Annotated in this window: 18 protein-coding genes and 1 pseudogene; 4 read left to right on the forward strand and 15 right to left on the reverse strand. The window is 63.5% G+C overall.

What is annotated here, in order from left to right; genetic code table 11:
• The first annotated feature begins 136 nt into the window (after positions 1–136).
• The 3 genes from M653_RS0118300 to M653_RS0118310 are packed head-to-tail and all read left to right on the forward strand — an operon-like array spanning position 137 to position 3,322.
• Positions 137–1,192: a sugar phosphate isomerase/epimerase gene (locus tag M653_RS0118300; RefSeq protein ID WP_027144651.1), complete on the forward strand. Its 1,056-nt coding sequence runs from the start codon at positions 137–139 to the stop codon at positions 1,190–1,192.
• 53 nt (positions 1,193–1,245) lie between these two features.
• A complete protein-coding gene (locus M653_RS0118305; RefSeq protein WP_027144652.1) occupies positions 1,246–2,433 on the forward strand; it encodes a Gfo/Idh/MocA family oxidoreductase in 1,188 nt (395 codons plus the stop codon).
• A 37-nt stretch (positions 2,434–2,470) separates the two neighbouring features.
• Complete coding sequence (locus M653_RS0118310; protein WP_027144653.1) at positions 2,471–3,322, forward strand: sugar phosphate isomerase/epimerase; 852 nt, start codon at positions 2,471–2,473, stop codon at positions 3,320–3,322.
• Between the two features lie 87 nt (positions 3,323–3,409).
• On the opposite strand, the gene phnE (M653_RS0118315) is transcribed toward M653_RS0118310, so the two are convergent.
• The 12 genes and pseudogenes from phnE (M653_RS0118315) to phnG all read right to left on the reverse strand — a co-directional run bounded on the left by phnE (M653_RS0118315) (position 3,410) and on the right by phnG (position 13,902).
• On the reverse strand, positions 3,410–4,777 hold the full coding sequence (gene phnE, locus M653_RS0118315; RefSeq protein WP_027144654.1) for a phosphonate ABC transporter, permease protein PhnE: 1,368 nt from the start codon (positions 4,775–4,777) through the stop codon (positions 3,410–3,412).
• A gap of 3 nt (positions 4,778–4,780) precedes the next feature.
• The gene (gene phnE / locus M653_RS0118320) at positions 4,781–5,737 is read right to left on the reverse strand and encodes a phosphonate ABC transporter, permease protein PhnE (protein ID WP_027144655.1); all 957 of its coding nucleotides are present in this window, start codon (positions 5,735–5,737) and stop codon (positions 4,781–4,783) included.
• Between the two features lie 56 nt (positions 5,738–5,793).
• A pseudogene (gene phnD, locus M653_RS1000000134535) lies at positions 5,794–6,704 on the reverse strand (phosphonate ABC transporter substrate-binding protein).
• Positions 6,705–6,814: 110 nt separating this feature from the next.
• A complete protein-coding gene (gene phnC / locus M653_RS0118330; protein ID WP_027144656.1) occupies positions 6,815–7,672 on the reverse strand; it encodes a phosphonate ABC transporter ATP-binding protein in 858 nt (285 codons plus the stop codon).
• Between the two features lie 130 nt (positions 7,673–7,802).
• Positions 7,803–8,513, reverse strand: coding sequence for a DUF1868 domain-containing protein (locus M653_RS0118335; RefSeq protein ID WP_027144657.1), 711 nt, complete (start codon positions 8,511–8,513; stop codon positions 7,803–7,805).
• Between the two features lie 149 nt (positions 8,514–8,662).
• Entirely contained in the window at positions 8,663–9,280 is a 618-nt protein-coding gene (locus M653_RS0118340; RefSeq protein WP_027144658.1) for a DapH/DapD/GlmU-related protein, read from the reverse strand.
• Positions 9,277–9,984 carry a phosphonate C-P lyase system protein PhnL gene (gene phnL / locus M653_RS0118345; RefSeq protein WP_027144659.1) on the reverse strand — a complete coding sequence of 236 codons (708 nt, stop codon included), beginning with the start codon at positions 9,982–9,984 and terminating at the stop codon, positions 9,277–9,279. Before phnL ends, M653_RS0118340 begins: the two co-directional genes overlap by 4 nt.
• A gap of 49 nt (positions 9,985–10,033) precedes the next feature.
• The gene (gene phnK / locus M653_RS0118350) at positions 10,034–10,810 is read right to left on the reverse strand and encodes a phosphonate C-P lyase system protein PhnK (protein WP_027144660.1); all 777 of its coding nucleotides are present in this window, start codon (positions 10,808–10,810) and stop codon (positions 10,034–10,036) included.
• Positions 10,807–11,718, reverse strand: coding sequence for an alpha-D-ribose 1-methylphosphonate 5-phosphate C-P-lyase PhnJ (locus M653_RS0118355; RefSeq protein ID WP_027144661.1), 912 nt, complete (start codon positions 11,716–11,718; stop codon positions 10,807–10,809). The genes phnK and M653_RS0118355 overlap by 4 nt, the downstream gene beginning before the upstream one ends.
• Positions 11,715–12,827, reverse strand: coding sequence for a carbon-phosphorus lyase complex subunit PhnI (locus M653_RS0118360; protein WP_027144662.1), 1,113 nt, complete (start codon positions 12,825–12,827; stop codon positions 11,715–11,717). The genes M653_RS0118355 and M653_RS0118360 overlap by 4 nt, the downstream gene beginning before the upstream one ends.
• A gap of 2 nt (positions 12,828–12,829) precedes the next feature.
• Entirely contained in the window at positions 12,830–13,441 is a 612-nt protein-coding gene (gene phnH / locus M653_RS0118365; protein WP_027144663.1) for a phosphonate C-P lyase system protein PhnH, read from the reverse strand.
• Positions 13,441–13,902, reverse strand: a complete 462-nt coding sequence (gene phnG / locus M653_RS0118370; RefSeq protein WP_027144664.1) for a phosphonate C-P lyase system protein PhnG — start codon at positions 13,900–13,902, stop codon at positions 13,441–13,443. The genes phnH and phnG overlap by 1 nt, the downstream gene beginning before the upstream one ends.
• 113 nt (positions 13,903–14,015) lie before the next feature.
• Here phnG and phnF point away from each other — a divergent pair, with 113 nt between their 5' ends.
• Positions 14,016–14,762, forward strand: a complete 747-nt coding sequence (phnF, locus tag M653_RS0118375; protein WP_027144665.1) for a phosphonate metabolism transcriptional regulator PhnF — start codon at positions 14,016–14,018, stop codon at positions 14,760–14,762.
• Positions 14,763–14,770: 8 nt separating this feature from the next.
• On the opposite strand, the gene M653_RS0118380 is transcribed toward phnF, so the two are convergent.
• From M653_RS0118380 to M653_RS0118390, 3 genes are all read right to left on the reverse strand, one after another.
• Positions 14,771–15,787, reverse strand: coding sequence for a zinc-binding alcohol dehydrogenase family protein (locus tag M653_RS0118380; protein WP_027144666.1), 1,017 nt, complete (start codon positions 15,785–15,787; stop codon positions 14,771–14,773).
• 76 nt (positions 15,788–15,863) lie between these two features.
• Positions 15,864–16,832 carry an ABC transporter permease gene (locus tag M653_RS0118385; protein ID WP_027144667.1) on the reverse strand — a complete coding sequence of 323 codons (969 nt, stop codon included), beginning with the start codon at positions 16,830–16,832 and terminating at the stop codon, positions 15,864–15,866.
• The gene (locus M653_RS0118390) at positions 16,829–18,382 is read right to left on the reverse strand and encodes a sugar ABC transporter ATP-binding protein (protein WP_027144668.1); all 1,554 of its coding nucleotides are present in this window, start codon (positions 18,380–18,382) and stop codon (positions 16,829–16,831) included. The genes M653_RS0118385 and M653_RS0118390 overlap by 4 nt, the downstream gene beginning before the upstream one ends.
• Between the last annotated feature and the right edge of the window lie 119 nt (positions 18,383–18,501).

Consider the following 18,501-nt stretch of genomic DNA (forward strand, 5'->3'; position numbering starts at 1 on the left):
GACTTGACCAAATTGCCTTATTTGGTCATACCAGAATGGCATTGTCGGCAGAGCGCCCGACGCGAAAAGACCAAAGTGACTGGCCCTGCTTTCATCAGACGCTATGCTTGGTCGTGACAAAACGAGGAGGATGCCGATGCCGACGACAATGAAGGGCCCTGGACTGTTTCTGGCGCAGTTCGCGGGCGATGCCGCACCGTTCAATTCGCTGGCGTCGATCACCAAATGGGCTGCCGGTCTCGGCTACAAGGGCGTGCAGATCCCAACCTGGGACGCTCGCCTGTTCGACCTCGAGAAGGCGGCGTCCTCCAAGGCCTATTGCGACGAGGTGAAGGGCACCTGCACTGACGCCGGCGTCGAGATCACCGAACTGTCGACGCATCTGCAGGGGCAATTGGTGGCAGTGCATCCGGCGTATGACGCGCAGATGGATGGATTCGCGCCAGCTTCGGTGCACAACAACCCGCAGGCGCGGCAGAAATGGGCCGTCGAACAGATGAAGTTCGGCGCCAAGGCGTCGCGCAATCTCGGGCTGAATGCATCGGTGTCGTTCACCGGCTCGCTGGCTTTCCCATACCTTTATCCCTTTCCGCAGCGGCCCGCCGGACTGATCGAGGAAGCCTTCGGCGAACTCGGCAAGCGCTGGAAGCCGATCCTCGACGTCTATGAGGACAATGGTGTCGATGTCGGGTACGAAATTCATCCTTCAGAGGACGTGTTCGACGGGGCGACCTTCGAGATGTTCCTCGACGCGGTCGGTGGCCACACGCGCTGCAACATCAATTACGACCCTTCGCATTTCCTGCTGCAGCAGCTCGACTATCTCGAATTCATCGACATCTATCACGAGCGGATCAAGGCCTTCCACGTCAAGGACGCCGAGTTCAATCCGACCGGACGGCAGGGCGTGTACTCCGGTTACCAGAGCTGGACGAACCGCGCTGGCCGTTTCCGTTCGCTCGGCGACGGGCAGGTGGATTTCGGCGGCATCTTCTCCAAGCTGACGCAGTACGATTACGATTCCTGGGCGGTGCTGGAATGGGAATGCTGCCTGAAGCATCCGGAGGACGGCGCGGCCGAAGGGGCACCCTTCATCCAGCACCACATCATCCGGGTGACGGAGAAGGCATTCGACGATTTCGCCGCCGGCACCACGGACAAGAAGCTGCTGCGCGCCATGATGGGAATTTGACACGGCTTTCGCTTCCCCTCGGCGGAGGGGAATCTCACACGAGGGAGAAAAACATGGTTGCTGCATCGAAGTCGGAAACGGGAGGCGGCCCGATCCGCTACGGCATGGTTGGCGGCGGGCAGGGCGCTTTCATCGGCGCCGTGCACCGCATCGCGGCACGCATGGACAATGATTTCGTGCTGGTCGCCGGCGCCCTGTCGTCCGACCCGGCGCGTGCGAAAGCCTCGGCCGCCGAACTCGGGCTCGATCCCTCACGCAGCTATGCGTCCTACGCCGAAATGGCCAAGGCCGAAGCGAAGCGCCCGGATGGCATCGAGGCGGTGGCCATCGTCACCCCCAACAACGTGCATGTGCCGGCAGCTAAGGCTTTCCTGGAGGCAGGCATCCACGTGATCTGCGACAAGCCTCTGGCCACGACACTGGCCGAAGCCAAGAAGCTCGCAGCGATAGTCGAGAAGACCGGCAAGGTGTTCGTGCTCACCCACAATTACACCGCCTACCCGATGGTGCGGCAGGCCCGCGAAATGGTGGCAAAGGGCGTGCTCGGCGACATCCGCATCGTGCAGTCGGAATATCCGCAGGACTGGCTGACCGAGGACCTCGCCGCCACCGGCCAGAAGCAGGCGTCGTGGCGGGGCGACCCCAAGCAGGCGGGTGCCGGCGGCGCGCTCGGCGATATCGGCACCCATGCCTACAACCTCGCCCGCTTCGTCTCCGGGCTCGAGCTCGATACCCTGTCGGCCGATCTCGATGCCTTCGTGCCGGGCAGGCTGCTCGACGACAATGTCAATGTCATGCTGCGTTTCAAACCGACGGGAAAAACGCATCCGGCAAAAGGCATGATTTGGGCAAGCCAGGTGGCGCCTGGTCATGAGAACGGCCTGAAGCTGCGCATCTACGGTTCGAAGGGCGGGCTGGAATGGGTGCAGGCCGACCCCAACTATCTCTGGTACACGCCGTTCGGCCAGCCTAAACAATTGATCACTCGCAACGGCGCCGGCGCGCTGCCGGTGGCCGGCCGTGTCAGCCGCATTCCGTCAGGCCATCCCGAGGGTTATCTCGAAGGCTTCGCCAATATTTACCAGGAGGCGGCACGCGCCATCCGCGCGGCACGCAAGAAGGGCGGCAAGCCGGCAAAGGATGTCGTCTTCCCGACCATTCAGGACGGCGTCGAAGGCATGGCTTTCATCGAGGCCTGCGTGAAGTCGTCGAAGAAGAATGGGGCGTGGACGAAGCTGTAAGAGGCGCCTGGCCGGCGGAAAATGGGGGAGGGCGTCGATGAAAATCGGCATGTGCATGTTCTTGTGGACAACGGTGGTGTCGAAGAAGCACGAGCCATTGCTTCGCGACATCAAGGCAACCGGCTTTGACGGTGTCGAAATCCCGATCTTCGCCGGCACGCCGGACGACTACAGGAAACTGGGCGAGCTGCTGGACCGGATCGGGCTGGAGCGGACCGCAGTCTCGGCGATGGGCGATCCGGCGATGAACCTGATCGCGGCCGATGCGGCAACGCGCAAGGCCGGTGTCGATTACATGAAATGGGCCATCGATTGCGCCGATGCGCTTGGCGCCAGCACGCTGAGCGGACCGCTGCATTCGACCCTTGGCGCCTTTTCCGGGTCCGGACCGACTGCCGCCGAGAAGAAGCGCTCGGTCGCCTCGCAACGCGCCATCGGCGACCATGCCGCCAAGCGCAACGTCACCATCGGGCTCGAGGCGCTGAACCGCTTCGAATGCTATCTCCTCAACACGATGGCCGACCTGTCTGAGCACATCGACGCCATCGACCGGCCGCACATCAAGGCGATGTACGACACGTTCCACGCCAATATCGAGGAGGCCGACCCGATCGGCGCCTATACCAAGCACCGCAGGAACGTCGTGCATATCCACATATCGGAGAACGATCGCGGCGTGCCGGGGCGCGGCAACATCCCGTGGAAAGAAACCTTCGCGGCGATCCGCAAGAGCGGCTACGACGACTGGCTGACCATCGAGGCGTTCGGCCGCTCGCTGAAGGAATTGGCGGCTGCGACCAAGGTGTGGCGCGATTTTTCCGAAACGCCGGAAGCGGTGTACCGGGAGGGGTACAAGCATATCAAGAACGGGTGGAAGAAGGCGGCTTAGGCTCCTCCTTTCGTCATCCACGGGCGGAGCGGACGCGTAGACCCGTGGATGACGAAGGTGATAGCTGCAGGCCACAGAGCGGGTTGATCAACCCTGCTTGGCCTGGATCCTGTTGTAGTCGTGAATCGTCCGGCTCAGCCTACGGCGCAGGAAGTTGGATATGTTGTCGAAGATGAAGACGACGAGCAGGATCAGCAGCACCATGTAGAAGACGTTGGCCCAGTTGGAGTTGGTGCGCATCGCTTCCCACAGTTTCAGGCCGATGCCGCCGGCGCCGACGGCGCCGATGATGGTGGCGCCGCGGGTGTTGGATTCCCACTGGTAGAGCGTCTGGCTGATGAAGACCGGGATCACCTCGGGCATAACGCCGTAGCGCTGCACCAGGATGCCGTTGGCGCCGGTCGATAGCACCCCTTCACGTGGTTTGTCGTCGATGTTCTCCAGACCTTCCGAATAGACTTTGCCGAGGGTGCCGATCTCGGTGAAGAAGATCGCGGCACTTCCCGCCAGCGGGCCGGGGCCGAAGGCGCGGGTGAAGAACAGCGCCCAGATCAGCATATCGACCGAGCGCATGAAGTCGAAGAAGCGCTTGAGCACCTGGCTGAGCACGCCGCTCGGCGTGATGTTGCGCGCCGCGAAGAAGGCCAGCGGGAAAGCGACGATGCCACCGAGCAGCGTGCCCAGGAACGCCATGACAATGGTCTGCAAGAGCTTCGTCCAGACATCGCCATGTTGCCACTGGGCGTTGTTCCAGATGTTGTCGCCGGCCAGTGCGAGGTTCGAGGTGCCTGGTTTCAGTTCTGGTCCCGACATGACCAGCGAGATCACCTCCCCCGCTGATTTGCCGAAGAAAGGCGAGCGCGTGTCAAAGACGAAGTTCGCCCAGCCGAGGAAGCGCTTGCGCACCTTGACGCGGTCGACGGTGACGCGCACCTCGCCGACAAAGCCCATCTTGGCCACCACCTCGTCGTCATGCGCGGTGATCCAGTTCGGCACCGGACCCGTGATCACCGGCTTGCCGCTGGTCAGCGCCACCGGCACCGTCTGGCCATGAGCGACAATCGTCGCGTAGGTCTTGTCGAATGTGACGGATTTGGCCCGGCCGTCGATCCGCACGGTGAAGGACCCGTCGGCATTCTTGATCACCCAATCCGGATTGGGATTGTCGCCCAGTGCCGAGAAACGCGGATATTTGGGCGTGATCTCCGGCTGGTCGAGACGGAATTCCGGTTGCAGATCGTAGCTGATCCATTGCGTCAGGAAGAGCGGGAGGCGCTCCCAATGCGATTCCCACAATACCTGCGGCAGGCTGAAGAACCACAAGGCATAGACCAGATAGAGGAGGGTGCCGGTAAACAGGAGCAGCGGACCGAAGCGCTTGTATGCCGGGCGCCGGAACACCTGCGGGTGGCGCGCCTCGATCGACAGCATCTCCTCGGCGGTCATGGTCGCCATGATCTACGAACCCATCATAAAGGCTTGTTCGCCGACCAGCTTGCGACGAAGCCAGGCGGAAAACTGGTCGATGATGAAGATGGTCGTGAACAGCAGCAGCACCAGCGCCAGCGTCTTGGCGCCGAAGCCGCGCGAGATGGACAGCTTCAGCTCTTCGCCGATGCCGCCGCCGCCGACGGCACCGATGATGGTGGAGGCCCGCACGTTGATCTCGACCCGCAGCAGCGTATAGGACACGAAATTGGGCAACACCTGCGGCAGGTCGGCGAAGCGCACCCGCTCGAACCAGTTGGCGCCGACCGCCGTCAGGCCTTCCTCGGCACGCATGTCGATGTTCTCGTTGATCTCGTAGAACAGCTTGCCGAGTGCGCCGATCGAATGCAGGCCGATGGCGATGATGGCGGCGATCGGACCGGTCGAGACGATTGCCGCGAAGAGGCCGGCGATGACGATTTCGGGAAAGGCGCGCAGCAATTCCATGAAGCGCTTGACCACCAGCCTCAGAGCCGGATGGGGCGTCAGGTTGCGCGCGGCGATGAAGGAAAAAGGCACCGCGAAGATAAAGCCGATGAAGGTCGAAACCAGCGCCACGTTCACCGTGGTCAGCATCAGCTCGAAATATTCGGGGACGTAGAAACCGCCCCACACATAGACGCGACCAAGCGGGAAGTTGAATTCCTGGGTGCCGGTATCACGCGGCGAGGCGATGTCGAACAGCGCCCGCCAGACGTCGTTCCAGTCCTTCGGGACCAGCCAACTCAGGAAATCCAGTATGTGCGGCAGCCGGTCGAAGAAGTGCCCGGCATTGGCTTCGTCGGCGAACCACATGCTGGAGAGCATCGCGGCAAGCAGCAGTCCGACGCCGAGCACTGTATAGAGCCGGCGCAGCGACGTCTGGCGTCGCCAGGCATCGGCCGTCTGGTGGGTGGCGCCGGAGGCGGCTGTCACGGAAAGGGTCATGATCGGAGATGCAAAAGGGGCGGTATCTGAGATACCGCCCCTTTGCAATTTCGCCGCTAGCCGCCGATGGCTGCCTTACGGGCTTCGACGATGACGCTGTAGAAGTCCGGCTTCACCGGAACATAGCCGGTGAAATCGCCGCCTTCGACGCCTTCGAAACAAGCCTTGTCCTTCTTGGGCAGGTCGGTAAAGAAGGCGGTCAGCTTGGCGGTCATGTCGTCGCCGATCGCGGTGCGCACGACGAGCGGACCGTTCGGGATCAGGCCCGAACGCCAGACTTCGACGAAATCGTTGGGGTCGACGGCGCCCTTGGCGACTTCCTTGTGGAAGGTGCCGGATGTGTAGCCGTTCTTGAAGTCGCCTATACCCGAGGAATCGTCGACCGCGACATCGACCTTGCCGTCACGCACGGCCAGAACGTTGTTTTCGTGGCCGCCATTGAACTGGGTCGAGGCGAAGAAGGTTTCGTTCGAGGCGCCGGTGGTCTTCGGAATCTGGGTCAGCGGGATCAGGTAGCCGGAGGTCGAATCCGGGTCGGCATAGCCGAGCTTCTTGCCCTTGGCCGACTTGATGTCGGTGATCCCCGAGGTCTTCAGCGCCAGGCCGACGGAATAATAGCCGGTGGCGCCGTCGGTCTGCTGGGTGGTGAGGATCGGGGTGACCGCCTTCGGGTCCTTGATGTAGACGCTGGCATAGCCGGAAGCGCCGAGTTCGGCGAAGTCGAGCGTGCCGCCGAGCAGGCCCTGGATAACGCCGTCATAGTCGGCGGCGGGGAACAGCGAAACCTTCTCGAAGCCGAACTCGGCCTTCAGGTGGTCGGCCAGGCACTGGTAGTTACGCAGCCGGTCGGTTTCGTTTTTTCGCCGCCGAGAATGCCGACGCGAAATTCCTTCATATCGGCGGCGTGGGCCATGCTGGTGGCCATGGCGAGCACCGAAACGGCACCGAAAACCATCTTCCTGAACATTTGCTATCTCTCCTGTAGGTTCCGGCCCCGCGCCGGCAGCGTTCTTGATCTTGACAAGTGCCCTTGACGCGGGCGGACGATCCAGGCTGCTCGCTATGCCCGTAATGGGCTCAGTATCCGGGGAATGCGGGTTCGAGCGGTCCGGCGGATGCGGCGATCTTCTGCTTGAAGGCAACGCTGGTGGAGGTGATGACCTCCGATATCTCACCGCCATTGCTGTCGGCGCCATAGACTAGACGCACCGCTTCGCGGTTGAGCTCTTCGGGCGGCCCGTCGAAGACGACCTTGCCGGCGGCCATGCCGATGATGCGGTTGCAATAGGTGCGGGCGGTATCGAGCGTGTGCAGGTTGGTGACGACGGTGATGCCTTCGCGCAGATTGGTGTCCTGCAGCGAATCCATCACCACCTTGGCGTTGAGCGGGTCGAGCGAGGCGATCGGCTCGTCTGCGAGGATCACCTTGGGCTGCTGCATCATGGCGCGGGCAATCGCGACGCGCTGCTGCTGACCGCCCGACAGGGTGCCGGCGGGTTGAAGTGCCGTACGGGCGATGTCGAGCCGCTCGAGCGCGGCGACCGCCTCGGCGCATTCGGCACGGGAGAACATGCCGAGAAGGTTGGACAGGGTCGAACGGTGGTTCAATTTGCCAAGCAGCACGTTGGTGAGCACATCGAGGCGCGGCACCAGGTTGAACTGCTGGAAGATCATGGCGCAGTCGCGCTGCCAACGCCGCAACGGCGACCCGCGAAGGCGGGAGACCTCGGCGCCGTCAAAAAAAATCGACCCCTGGCTGGGGTCGACAAGACGGTTGATCATGCGAAGAAGCGTCGACTTGCCTGCACCCGAACGACCGATGACGCCGACCATCTGCCCCTGCGGGATCGAGATGTTGACGTCGCTGACGGCGGTGTTCTTGCCAAATCGTCGGCTGACACCGCGAATTTCGAGCGTGGCAGAGCTTGCTGACATGGGCTGGTTCCAGTCCGGTCCATATTGATCGTCAGGCACTCGCCTAACGCAGCCACATGAACCTGCCGTGTCGCCAGCATGTCAGTTTTGTTACGCTCCACAGATACGACGGCCGGCGTCCTGCCGGCGATCAGCCGAGCACCAGCAATTCCTCGAAATGCTCCATGTCGCGGAATGCGCAGAAGGCTGGAGCCTTGATCTCGATCACCGGCGCCTGCGGCGCGAAAAGCGCCAGGCATTCGTCGAACAGCGTCTGCCATGCGGCGGCCCTGTCGTTGGCAAGACGCTGGATCTGATAAGCGAAGGTGATGTGAAAGACATAATTGTCGTGATCGGGGTGCCGGTAGCCGAACGGCACGGCCAGCGCTTCGCGCCATGCACGCATGATGCGCACATCCTCGTCGGTCGCGCCGGCAACGGTGAGCCCGGTCGGCACGATCTCGAGCACCTTGATGTTGAACGGACCGGCGCCCTGGAAACCCCTCAGGCGCTTCAGATAGAGGCGGGTCATGACGTCGATGCCGGTGTCGAGCGGCACGTCCCGTGGCCAGTAAGGCAACCGGCGGCGATATTCGATGATGCCCTGGAACAGCGTCATGTGCAGGCTGGAGACAGGCGTGAAGGCAAGGCGGTCGGCATCCGGCATCGCCATCATCCGATCGCGCACGGCGAGCACCACGGCTTCGGATGGCGAGCCGCTGACCAGATGGCTGACGACGGTGTTGCCGGGCTCGAGGAGAAAGTTGCCTGACGCGTCGTAGCGCGTGCCGAGATGCGCCGGCGGCGTCGGATTGGAGCCGGCAAAGAATCCGGCGAGCGAGGGTCTGACGGTGTCGAGCATGGCGATCTCCTTGGAACACCCGCGTCCTGCCCCGGTGATGTGTCAAGGATATGAAACAGAGTCGCTCATGACGTCGATGTGAGGGCTATGTCTCCTTGCCTGCAACAATTGCGAACGGAAAACCGGTTCCCACTTTTTCTGGAGCTGCTCTATCCCTCGTATTTCTCCAGGAACGCCTCGGCCGACAGCTCGCGGAAGTCGGCGAGCGAGGCACGCAGTCTGGCATGGTCCCAGTCCCACCAGGCAAGCGCCTGGTAGCGCTCGGCGGTGCGGCGGTCGAAGCGCTCGCGGATCGGTTTGGCCGGCACGCCGGCGACGATGGTGTAGGGCGCGACGTCCTTCGAGACGACCGCGCCAGCGCCGACCGCAGCACCATCGCCAACGGTGACGCCGGGCAGGACGGTCGAGCCGTGGCCGAGCCAGGTGTCGTGGCCGATGGTGACGCGTTTGGCGCGACGCTGGGCGAAGAATTCGCTCTCGTGCTCGGCGTCGTCCCAATAGTCGGAGGCACGGTAGGTGAAATGGTGCAGCGTCGGCCGCCATGTCGGGTGGTTGGTGGCGTTGAGGCGCACGCAGGCCGCGATGTTGGCGAATTTGCCGATCGTCGCGCACCAGACGGCGCAGTCCTGCATCATGTAGGAATAGTCGCCGAGTTGGGTTTCCGAGACCCGGCTGCGGTCGGCGATCTCGGTCCAGCGGCCGAGCGTCGAGTTGTGTACCTCCGCTGTCGGGTGGATCAGCGGCGTCTCCGACAATTTCCTGGTCATGCGGCGAGTTTTCCCGGAGCGAAGGCGGTGACGTCGATGACGCGGTCGGCCACCGCCTCGCGCACTTCGTGGTCATGGAAGATGCCGAGCAAGGCGACGCCTGCCGCCTTCTTGGCGGCGATAAGTTCGATCACCACGTCGCGGTTGGTTGCGTCGAGCGATGCGGTCGGCTCGTCGAGCAGCAGGATCGGATGTTCGGTGATGAAACCGCGCGCGATGTTGACGCGCTGCTGCTCGCCGCCCGAGAAGGTTGCCGGCGGCAGCATCCAGAGTTTTTCCGGCAGGTTGAGCTGGGCCAGCAAGGAGCGTGCCCTGACCCGGGCCGCCTCGCGCTCCTCGCCGCGTTCAACCAGCGGTTCGGCGACGACATCGAGAGCCGAGACGCGCGGCACGGTGCGCAGGAACTGGCTGACATAGCCGATCGTTTGCCGGCGCACGGCAAGCACGGTGCGTGGGCTGGCATGGGCGAGATCGATCAACCCATCCTCGTGCGTGACGATGATCTGGCCTTCGTCGACGGCGTAGTTGCCGTAGAGCATCTTCAGGATCGAGCTTTTGCCGGCACCGGACGGACCGCCGAGCACGGTGCATTCTCCGGCCTTGATCGAGAACGAAACACCCGCGACGACGGGTAATTTGATGCCGTCGCGCAGATGCATGGTGAAGCTTTTGGCGACATCGGAGACAACGAGAGGCGTCGGCATCAGAAGGTTCTCCAATCGTCAATCGTCGGCGGGCGTACACGGGCCATCATCACACCTGCAAAATCGAGGAAACGAGCAATTGCGTGTACGGCGCGCGCGGGTCGTCGAGGACGCGGTCGGTGAGGCCGCTTTCGACGACGCGGCCGTCCTTCATCACCATCATGCGCTGCGACAGAAGCCGCGCCACCGCGAGGTCGTGGGTGACGACGATCGCGGCAAGGCCAAGGTCGGTGACCAGGCCGCGCAAGAGGTCGAGCAGGCGCGCCTGCACGGAAACGTCGAGGCCGCCGGTCGGCTCATCCATGAACACCAGCCGTGGCCCGGTGACGAGATTGCGGGCGATTTGCAGGCGCTGGCGCATGCCGCCGGAAAAGGCGCGGGGTTCGTCGTCGATACGGTCTTCCTCGATCTCGACGCGCGACAGCCAGTCGACGGCCGTGGCGCGGATCTTGCCGTAATGGCGGTCGCCGACTGCCATCAGACGCTCGCCGACATTGGCGCCGGCCGAGACCGTCATGCGCAGGCCATCGGCCGGGTTCTGGTGGACAAAGCCCCAGTCGGTACGCATCAGGAAGCGGCGCTCGGCCTCGCTCATGCGGTAGAGCTCGCGGAACTGGCCATCGCGCATGCGGTAGCTGGCGGTGCCGGAGGAGGGCAGCAGCCGCGTCGACAGGCAGTTGAGCAGCGTCGTCTTGCCGGAACCGGATTCACCGACGACAGCCAGGACTTCGCCCGGCCACAGGTCGAAGGTGACGTTGTCGCAGCCGACCCGCGAGCCGTAGAACTTGGAGAGCGCCGAGACGCGCAGCAGCGGTTCGTCGATCATTGCACCGGCTCCATGTTTCCTGGGGCAAGATCGGTTTCGGGAGCAAGGTGGCCGCGGTGGCCCTCTTCACGCCGCTTCTCGCAGTAATCGGTGTCCGAGCAGACGAACATATGGCCGCCATGGTCGTCGAGGATGACCTCGTCGAGATAGACATTCTCGGCCGCGCACAGCGCGCAGGGCTGGTCGAAAGTCTGCACCTCGAACGGATGATCCTCGAAGTCGAGGCTCACCACATCGGTGAAGGGCGGCACCGCGTAGATGCGCTTTTCGCGGCCGGCGCCGAACAACTGCAAGGCTGGCGAGCGGTGCATCTTGGGATTGTCGAATTTCGGCGTCGGCGAAGGGTCCATCACATAGCGGCCCTCGACCTTGACCGGATAGGCATAGGTGGTGGCGATGCGGCCGTGCTTGGCGATGTCCTCGTAGAGCTTCACATGCATGAGGCCGTATTCCTCCAGCGCATGCATTTTCCGCGTTTCGGTCTCGCGCGGCTCGAGGAAGCGCAGCGGTTCGGGGATCGGCACCTGATAGACCAGCACCTGGCCCGCGGTGAGCGGATGCTCGGGAATGCGGTGGCGGGTCTGGATGATGCTGGCGGTGGCGGTATCGGTGGTCACCGCGACATTGGCTACTTTCTTGAAGAAGGCGCGGATCGATACGGCATTGGTGGTGTCGTCGGCACCCTGGTCGATGACCTTCAGCACATCGTCGGGGCCGATGATCGAGGCCGTGACCTGGACGCCGCCGGTGCCCCAGCCATAAGGCATCGGCATTTCGCGCGAGGCGAACGGCACTTGGTAGCCGGGGATGGCGATGCCCTTGAGGATCGCCCGGCGGATCATCCGCTTTGTTTGCTCGTCGAGATAGGCGAAGTTGTAGGTGGCGATGTCGGTGGATTGCGCGGTCATTCCGCTGCCTCCTTCTTTTCTTCCGCTTTCGCTGGATTTTCGCGGGCCTCATACTCGGCGCGCATGCGGCGCACGAGGTCGAGCTCGGCCTGGAAGTCGACATAGTGCGGAAGCTTCAGGTGCTCGACGAAGCCGGTGGCCTGGACATTGTCCGAGTGCGTGATGACGAACTCCTCGTCCTGCGCGGCGGCAACGACGTCCTCACCGAGTTCGGAGGCGCGCAGCGCCCGGTCGCAGAGCGCCATGGCCATCGCCTTGCGCTCGCTCTGGCCGAAGACGAGACCGTAGCCGCGGGTGAATTGCGGCGGCGCCTTGGCCGAGCCCTTGAACTGGTTGACCATCTGGCATTCGGTGACGCGCACCGTGCCGAGCGGCACCGTGAAGGGCAGTTCGGGAACGTCGAGTTCCAGCTCGACCTCGCCGATGCGGATCTCGCCGACAAATGGATGGTTGCGGGCATAGCCGCGCTGCGTTGAATAGCCGAGCGCCAGCAGAAAACCCTCGTCGCCGCGCGACAACGCCTGCAGGCGGATGTCACGTGCCATCGGGAATTCCAGCGGCTCGCGGGTGATGTCGCCGGGAACATGGTCCTGCGGCATGTCGCCATCGGGTTCGATCAGGCCTTCGCGGGCGAGGATGGCCGAGACACGCGGCATGGGCTCAGTCTGGCCGGCGCGCTGCACCGGTTCGGCGACGCCTGCGCCGGCGGCAAGCTCCGGGTCGAGCAGGCGGTGCGTATAGTCGAAGGTCGGACCAAGCAGCTGGCCGCCAGGCAGGTCCTTGTAGGTCGCCGAGACGCGCCGTTCGACCAGCATCGCGCTGGTGTCGATCGGGCTGGTGTAGCCGAAGCGCGGCAGCGTGGTGCGATAGGCGCGCACCAGGAAGATCGCCTCGATCATGTCACCGCGCGCCTGAACGATGGCGAGTGCGGCCAGCTCACGGTCATAGAGCGAACCTTCGCTCATCACCCTGTCGACGCCGAGCGCCAGCTGTTCGACGATCTGGTCTAGGCGCAGCGCCGGCACCGAGCGGTCGCCACGCCGGCGGTCGGCAAGCAGGCTGTGAGCGTTGGCAATAGCGGCTTCGCCACCTTTTACCGCGACATACATCTTCAAGCCTCCATCGTCTTGATGCGCGTCGTGCGCGGCAGGCAGGCTATGCCGTCCGATGTGGCGAGGATGATGTCGACTCCACGCGGAAAGCGCTTGTTGTTTTGCTTCCACTGCTCGACGAAGTGACGCGGCATCTGCGCCGGCGCGATCGCGGCGCTGGTTTCGATGCCGGGGCCTTCGAGCAACAGCGGGGACCCTGAAGCGAGGTCCCCGACCTGCAGGATCAGCGTCGTCGATCGGTCGGGATAATCCTGCGTGCCCTGCGAAAAACCGTCGAGCGCCATCATCTCGGCCGGTGTGGCAATGAACGCGAAGTGCGCGTCGGCCGGCGTGTTGGCCAGCGGCGCACCGGTGTGGAAGCCAAGCCAGGAGCCGATCGCCGCGGAGGCATGCAGTGCCGGGTCGAGCCAGAGCGGCGTGTCGTTGTCGCACAACGCCAGGGCTATAGCGCCTGACGTTGCCAAAAGCGGCGCCGGCGGGCGGGCCAGGGCGGGCAAGGGCTGGACGCTGCCTGGCCGCGCCATGGCATCCATGACGGCCCGAAACACGGTCTGGGCGTTGAAGACCGGATCGGCGAAACCGCCCTCGATCGATTGTGCCGCGATATCCATCAATCTTCTCCGCGAACCATGGTGAAGAAATCCACTTTCGTCGCCGCCGTCTCGGCGCGGCGTTTCTCGTGGGCAGCGGTCAGAGCCGAGCGCAAGGGCGCAATGAGCCTGGTCTCGACCTCGGTGCGGTGGGCAGGATCCTGCCAGAGCGCGTCGGCGATGGCTGCCAGCTTCGCCTTCTGCTTGTCGCGGCCAAGCGCGTAGCAATGGCCGACCTGCCCGGACGGCAGCCGGACGGTGGCACGCGTGACGGTCGCCTCGCCGACATTGAAGGGCGCGCCGCCGCCGCCGATGCGGCCACGCAGCGTGACCAAGCCGGTCTCGGGGCCGCGCAGCAGCTCGGCTTGCGAAGGCAGGCCGGCCTCGTTCCAGAGCCGCACGATGTCGTCGCCGCTCGATTGCGCCAAGGTGGCCATGGCGGCCTTGCGCTCGGCCTGGTCGCGGGCTTCCTGTCCTCGCATCGCCAACTTTCCTCTTCATTAAAGTTGTCTATTGATATAGACAACTATACAAATTATACATATTACCTAGCGCGAGTCCATGACGGGTGCGTGACAGGCCGGGAGGCAAAAACATGACCGGGCAAGCGGCCGATACCATCGAGCGGCGCAGTGGTGTCTCACTTTGGCGCCAGATCGCCGACAGGATCCTGCAAGCGATTGCCATTGGCGATTTCGCCGAAAATGCCGCGCTGCCGCCCGAGGTCGCGCTGGCGGAGCGTTATGGCGTCAACCGTCACACCGTGCGCAGCGCCATATCGGCCCTCGTACAGGAGGGCGTATTGCGGGCCGAACAGGGGCGCGGCACGTTCGTCTTGTCGCGCAAGCGGCTGTCCTATCCGATCGGCGCGCGCACGCGCTTCTCTGCGGGGCTGCAGGGGCAGACCTCGGAACGGCACATCGTGCTGCTTGCTTTCTCGGTCGAGCCTGCCAGCCAGCGCGTTGCCGAGGGGCTTGGCCTTGCCCGGGGTGCCGAGGTAATCCGGCTGGAAACGCGCGGCGAGGCCGACGGACGGCCGGTGTCGCGCGCTGCCGCATGGTTCGAGGCGAAGCGCTTTGCCGGCATCGACAAGGCGATGGCGCAAACCGGTTCGATCACCGCGTCGCTCGCTCGTTTCGGTATCGACGACTATCTCAGGCAATCGACCGTGCTGTCCGCGCGTCATGCGGATGCCGCCGATCTCGCCGATCTCGATCTGCAGCCGGGCGCCATCGTGCTGGTGACAATGGCGGTCAACGTCACGCCCGACGGCCAGCCAATCCAGTTTTCCGAATCGCGTTTTCCGGCCGAGCGAGTGGAGCTGAAGCTCTCGGCGCTGTAACGCCCTGGCTATCCGATCTCGATCACGGCCTTGATCAGGCCCGACTTTTCGTGCGCCCAGCGTGCGAGATCCCCTGGCGTATCGGCCAGCGTGGTGCGGTGGGTGACGAGCTTGGTCAACGGCACGGCACCATTGCGGATCGAGGCGGCGACATGATCGAAGTCGGCGCGCAACGCATTGCGGCTGCCTGCCAATGTCATTTCGCGCTTGTGGAATTCAGGATCGGAAAAAACGATATCGTCCTTGACGACACTGACCAGCACCAGCGTGCCGCCATGCGCGACATGGGTGAAGGCCGATTGCACCGACCGGGTGTTGCCGGTGGCGTCGAAGACCACGTCGAAGCCTTCGCCGTCGGTCGCGTCACGCACCAGATCGGACACGGGTGCTTGCGAGCCGTTGAGAATCGAAAAGCCGAGCTCACTCGCGGCGAAGACCAGTCTTTCGGTGCTCATGTCGAGAAGTGTCACCTCGAGCCCGGCAATGCGTGCGAAGATGGCGGTGCCAAGCCCGATCGGGCCGGCGCCGATGACCAGCGTGCGTGCACCGGGCTCGGAACGCGCGCGGCGCACGGCATGGGCCCCAATGGCCAGGAATTCGACGGCGGCGGCGTCGGCGAGCGACAGCCCGTTTGTGGGATAGAGATTCTCAGCCGGCACCAGGATCTGTTCGCACATGGCGCCGTCACGATGCACGCCGAGCACTTCGATCCTGACACAGCAATTTGGTTTGCCGTGCCGGCAGGCGATGCATTTGCCGCAGGAGAGATATGGGTTGATGATGACCGGTTCGCCGATCGCAAGCCCGACTCCTTCGCCGACTTCGACGACGGTGCCAGACACCTCATGGCCCATGATGCGGGGGTAGGCGAGGAACGGGTGCTTGCCCTCGAAGATATGGTAGTCGGTGCCGCAGATGCCGACATGGCCGACCGCCACCAGTGCCCAGCCGGGAGGCGGCAAGCCGGGAGCCGGACGATCTTCCAGAATGAGTTCGCCGGGCGAGCGGCAGACGACGGCTTTCATGTTTCAGTCCATTTTGGGTTTACGAAAACGCCGGCCCGTTTTGATACCGGGCCGGAGATCGTTTTCGGCTCGTTGACTACTTGCCGCCGCGGCGGCGCAGGCCGTCGAAATAGACAATGACGATGATCAGCACGCCGGTGATGACACGCTGCCAGAAGGCGTTGACGTTGAGCAGATTGGCGCCGTTGTTGATGGTGGCGAGAATGAAGGCGCCGAGCAGTGGCCCGTGCACCGAGCCGACCGCGCCGAACAGCGAGGTGCCGCCGATCACTGACGAGGCGATCGCCTGCAGTTCCCATCCTTCGGCCTGGGTCGGATTGCCGATGCCGATGCGCGAAGCCAAGAGCACGCCGACGAACGCCGCGCAGAGACCCGACAGCGTGTAGGCCATGAAGATGGTGCGCTGGACATTGACGCCGGACAGGCGCGAGGCCTCGGCGTTCGACCCGACCGAGAACAGATACCGGCCCCAGCGGCTGTGATGCAGGAAGACATAGGCGGGTATGCCGACCAGCAGGACCATCCAGAATAGATTGGGAACGCCGAGGAAGGAGTTGCGCGAGAATTCCTGGAAAGCATCATTGTTGATCGAAATCGAATTGCCATTGGTCATCAAAAGGCCAATGCCGCGCAGCGACGTCAGGGTCGCCAGCGTGATGATGAAGGGCGGCAGGCCCATCTTGACGATGCCAAAACCATGGAAGAGGCCGATGGCGACGCCGACCAGCAAGGTGAGCAGGATGGCGAGGAAGACCGGGACGCCGGCATTGATCAGCATCGCGGCGATGACGGTGGCGAAGCCGACCACCGCGCCGACGGACAGATCGATGCCGCCGGTGATGATGACGAAGGTCTGGCCGACAGCCAAAATGGCGATCATCGAACCCTGACGCAGCAGATTCGAGATGTTGTTGGCCGACGCGAAGCTCGATGTGGACAACGACAGGATGACCCACAGCAGCACCAGCAGCGCCAGCAGCGTCAGTCCGAACAGGGCGTTGTAATTGCGCTTCGGTTTTTCGGCAGGAATCGCCTCGGTGCTCATGTCTTTCCTCCCAACTTTTCTTGTTTCTCGGCGAGCGCCTGTGTGAGAATGTCCTCGTGATCGGCGGTGTGGAACCCGTGCGTGGCCACCAGCTTGCCGCGGCGGAACACGTGCAGCGTGTCGGCCAGTTCATAGACCTCCGGCAAATAGGACGAGATCAGGATGATGCCGGCGCCCTTCGACAAGAGCGCGCTGAACAGGCGGTAGATTTCGGCCTTGGTGCCGACATCGACGCCAACCGTCGGCTCGTCGAAGATGAACAGCTTGGCGCCGTGCGCCAGCCATTTGCCGATGACGATCTTCTGCTGGTTGCCGCCGGACAGGCTCGAAGCCAACGCATGGCGCGTCGGAGTCTTGATCCTGAGGCCAGCGATCTGGCGGTCGGCCTCGGCCTTCTCTTTCGCGTTCGAGATCAACAAATTGCTGGAGATGCGCTTGTAGATCGGCAGGTTGAGGTTGAGGCCAACCGGCAAATTGAGACAGAGACCCTGGTCGCGGCGGCTTTCCGGCGCCAGCGCCATGCCGAGCTTGATCGCGTCATGCTCGGAGTTGATCTGGACATCCTTGCCTTCCCACAGGACCTGACCGGCCGACTTCTTATGCCGGCCGTAGAGCGTGGTGACGAATTCGCTGCGCCCGGCGCCGATCAGGCCGTAGAGCCCGACGATCTCGCCGGCACGGACTGTCATCGACACGTTTTCGAAGCCCTTGCCCGAGAGGTTCCTGGCCTCGATGATCGCCGCACCCGGAGTGAAATGCTCCTTGTGGTAGATTTGTTCGATCGAGCGGTTGATCATCAGCTTGACGAGTTCTGCATCGTTGGTCTCGCTGATGTTCCTGGTGCCGACCAGCGTGCCGTCGCGCAGCACCGAAACACGATCGGCGAGCTCGAACACTTCCTCCATGCGGTGGCTGATATAGATGATCGTCACGCCCTCCGTCTTCAGGCGGCGGATCAAGGTGAAGAGCTGGTCGGCCTCCTTGCGGGTCAGGTAGGCGGTCGGCTCGTCGAAGATCAGGAATTTGGTGCCGCGCACGGTGGCGCGGGCGGCGGCGATCAACTGCTGCTGGCCGATGGTGAGGTCGCCGAGAGTGACATGCGCCGGCAAGTCGAAGCCGAGATCGTCGATGATCTTCTGCGCTTCCTTGACCATGGCGCGCTGCTGCAGGATGCCGAAGCGCGAATTCTCCTCGCCGAGGAACATGTTGGCCGCGACCGTGAGGTGACGGCAGAGCACGACTTCCTGGTGGACGGCGTTGATGCCGAGCGCCATCGCCTCATGCGGGGTCGCCAGTGCAGCCGATTGACCCTCCCAGATCACTTCTCCGGAGGTGCGCGGCATGACGCCGGTCAAAAGCTTGATGAGCGTGGATTTGCCGGCGCCGTTTTCGCCGACGATGGCGTGGATCTCGCTTGCCTTGAAGGCAAGGTCCACCGGCTTCAAGGCGTGAGTGCCGGGATAACGCTTTTCCAGCCCGCGCAATTCGAGGATGGTCCTGCCGGGCTCCAGCGCGGGAGCCGGATGCACTTCGTGCGCCGTCGGCGTCATGGCGATCCTCCCAGATTGGCCCCGCGGCTGGCACCTGGCGAGGCTGTGATCGTCTTTTCAAACAGCCTAGCCGAAGCCGGCCGATTGCCAAGCCGCTCGTGGCGGCGGATGTTTCCGGG

This window comes from Mesorhizobium sp. WSM3626, from assembly GCF_000513935.1.
GTDB classification, from domain to species: domain Bacteria; phylum Pseudomonadota; class Alphaproteobacteria; order Rhizobiales; family Rhizobiaceae; genus Mesorhizobium; species Mesorhizobium salmacidum.

Coding starts and splice junctions, on each gene's coding strand:
- phnL (WP_027144659.1), bottom strand. CDS start 9,984: ATGCCGACGCCTCTCGTTGTCTCCGATGTCGCCAAAAGCTTCACCATG.
- phnE (WP_027144655.1), bottom strand. CDS start 5,737: ATGACCCTTTCCGTGACAGCCGCCTCCGGCGCCACCCACCAGACGGCC.
- M653_RS0118310 (WP_027144653.1), top strand. CDS start 2,471: ATGAAAATCGGCATGTGCATGTTCTTGTGGACAACGGTGGTGTCGAAG.
- M653_RS0118380 (WP_027144666.1), bottom strand. CDS start 15,787: ATGAAAGCCGTCGTCTGCCGCTCGCCCGGCGAACTCATTCTGGAAGAT.
- M653_RS0118390 (WP_027144668.1), bottom strand. CDS start 18,382: ATGACGCCGACGGCGCACGAAGTGCATCCGGCTCCCGCGCTGGAGCCC.
- M653_RS0118305 (WP_027144652.1), top strand. CDS start 1,246: ATGGTTGCTGCATCGAAGTCGGAAACGGGAGGCGGCCCGATCCGCTAC.
- M653_RS0118355 (WP_027144661.1), bottom strand. CDS start 11,718: ATGACCGCGCAATCCACCGACATCGCCACCTACAACTTCGCCTATCTC.
- phnC (WP_027144656.1), bottom strand. CDS start 7,672: ATGTCAGCAAGCTCTGCCACGCTCGAAATTCGCGGTGTCAGCCGACGA.
- M653_RS0118300 (WP_027144651.1), top strand. CDS start 137: ATGCCGACGACAATGAAGGGCCCTGGACTGTTTCTGGCGCAGTTCGCG.
- phnF (WP_027144665.1), top strand. CDS start 14,016: ATGACCGGGCAAGCGGCCGATACCATCGAGCGGCGCAGTGGTGTCTCA.
- M653_RS0118340 (WP_027144658.1), bottom strand. CDS start 9,280: ATGACCAGGAAATTGTCGGAGACGCCGCTGATCCACCCGACAGCGGAG.
- phnK (WP_027144660.1), bottom strand. CDS start 10,810: ATGATCGACGAACCGCTGCTGCGCGTCTCGGCGCTCTCCAAGTTCTAC.
- phnG (WP_027144664.1), bottom strand. CDS start 13,902: ATGCGAGGACAGGAAGCCCGCGACCAGGCCGAGCGCAAGGCCGCCATG.
- M653_RS0118335 (WP_027144657.1), bottom strand. CDS start 8,513: ATGCTCGACACCGTCAGACCCTCGCTCGCCGGATTCTTTGCCGGCTCC.
- M653_RS0118385 (WP_027144667.1), bottom strand. CDS start 16,832: ATGAGCACCGAGGCGATTCCTGCCGAAAAACCGAAGCGCAATTACAAC.
- M653_RS0118360 (WP_027144662.1), bottom strand. CDS start 12,827: ATGTATGTCGCGGTAAAAGGTGGCGAAGCCGCTATTGCCAACGCTCAC.
- phnE (WP_027144654.1), bottom strand. CDS start 4,777: ATGGCGACCATGACCGCCGAGGAGATGCTGTCGATCGAGGCGCGCCAC.
- phnH (WP_027144663.1), bottom strand. CDS start 13,441: ATGGATATCGCGGCACAATCGATCGAGGGCGGTTTCGCCGATCCGGTC.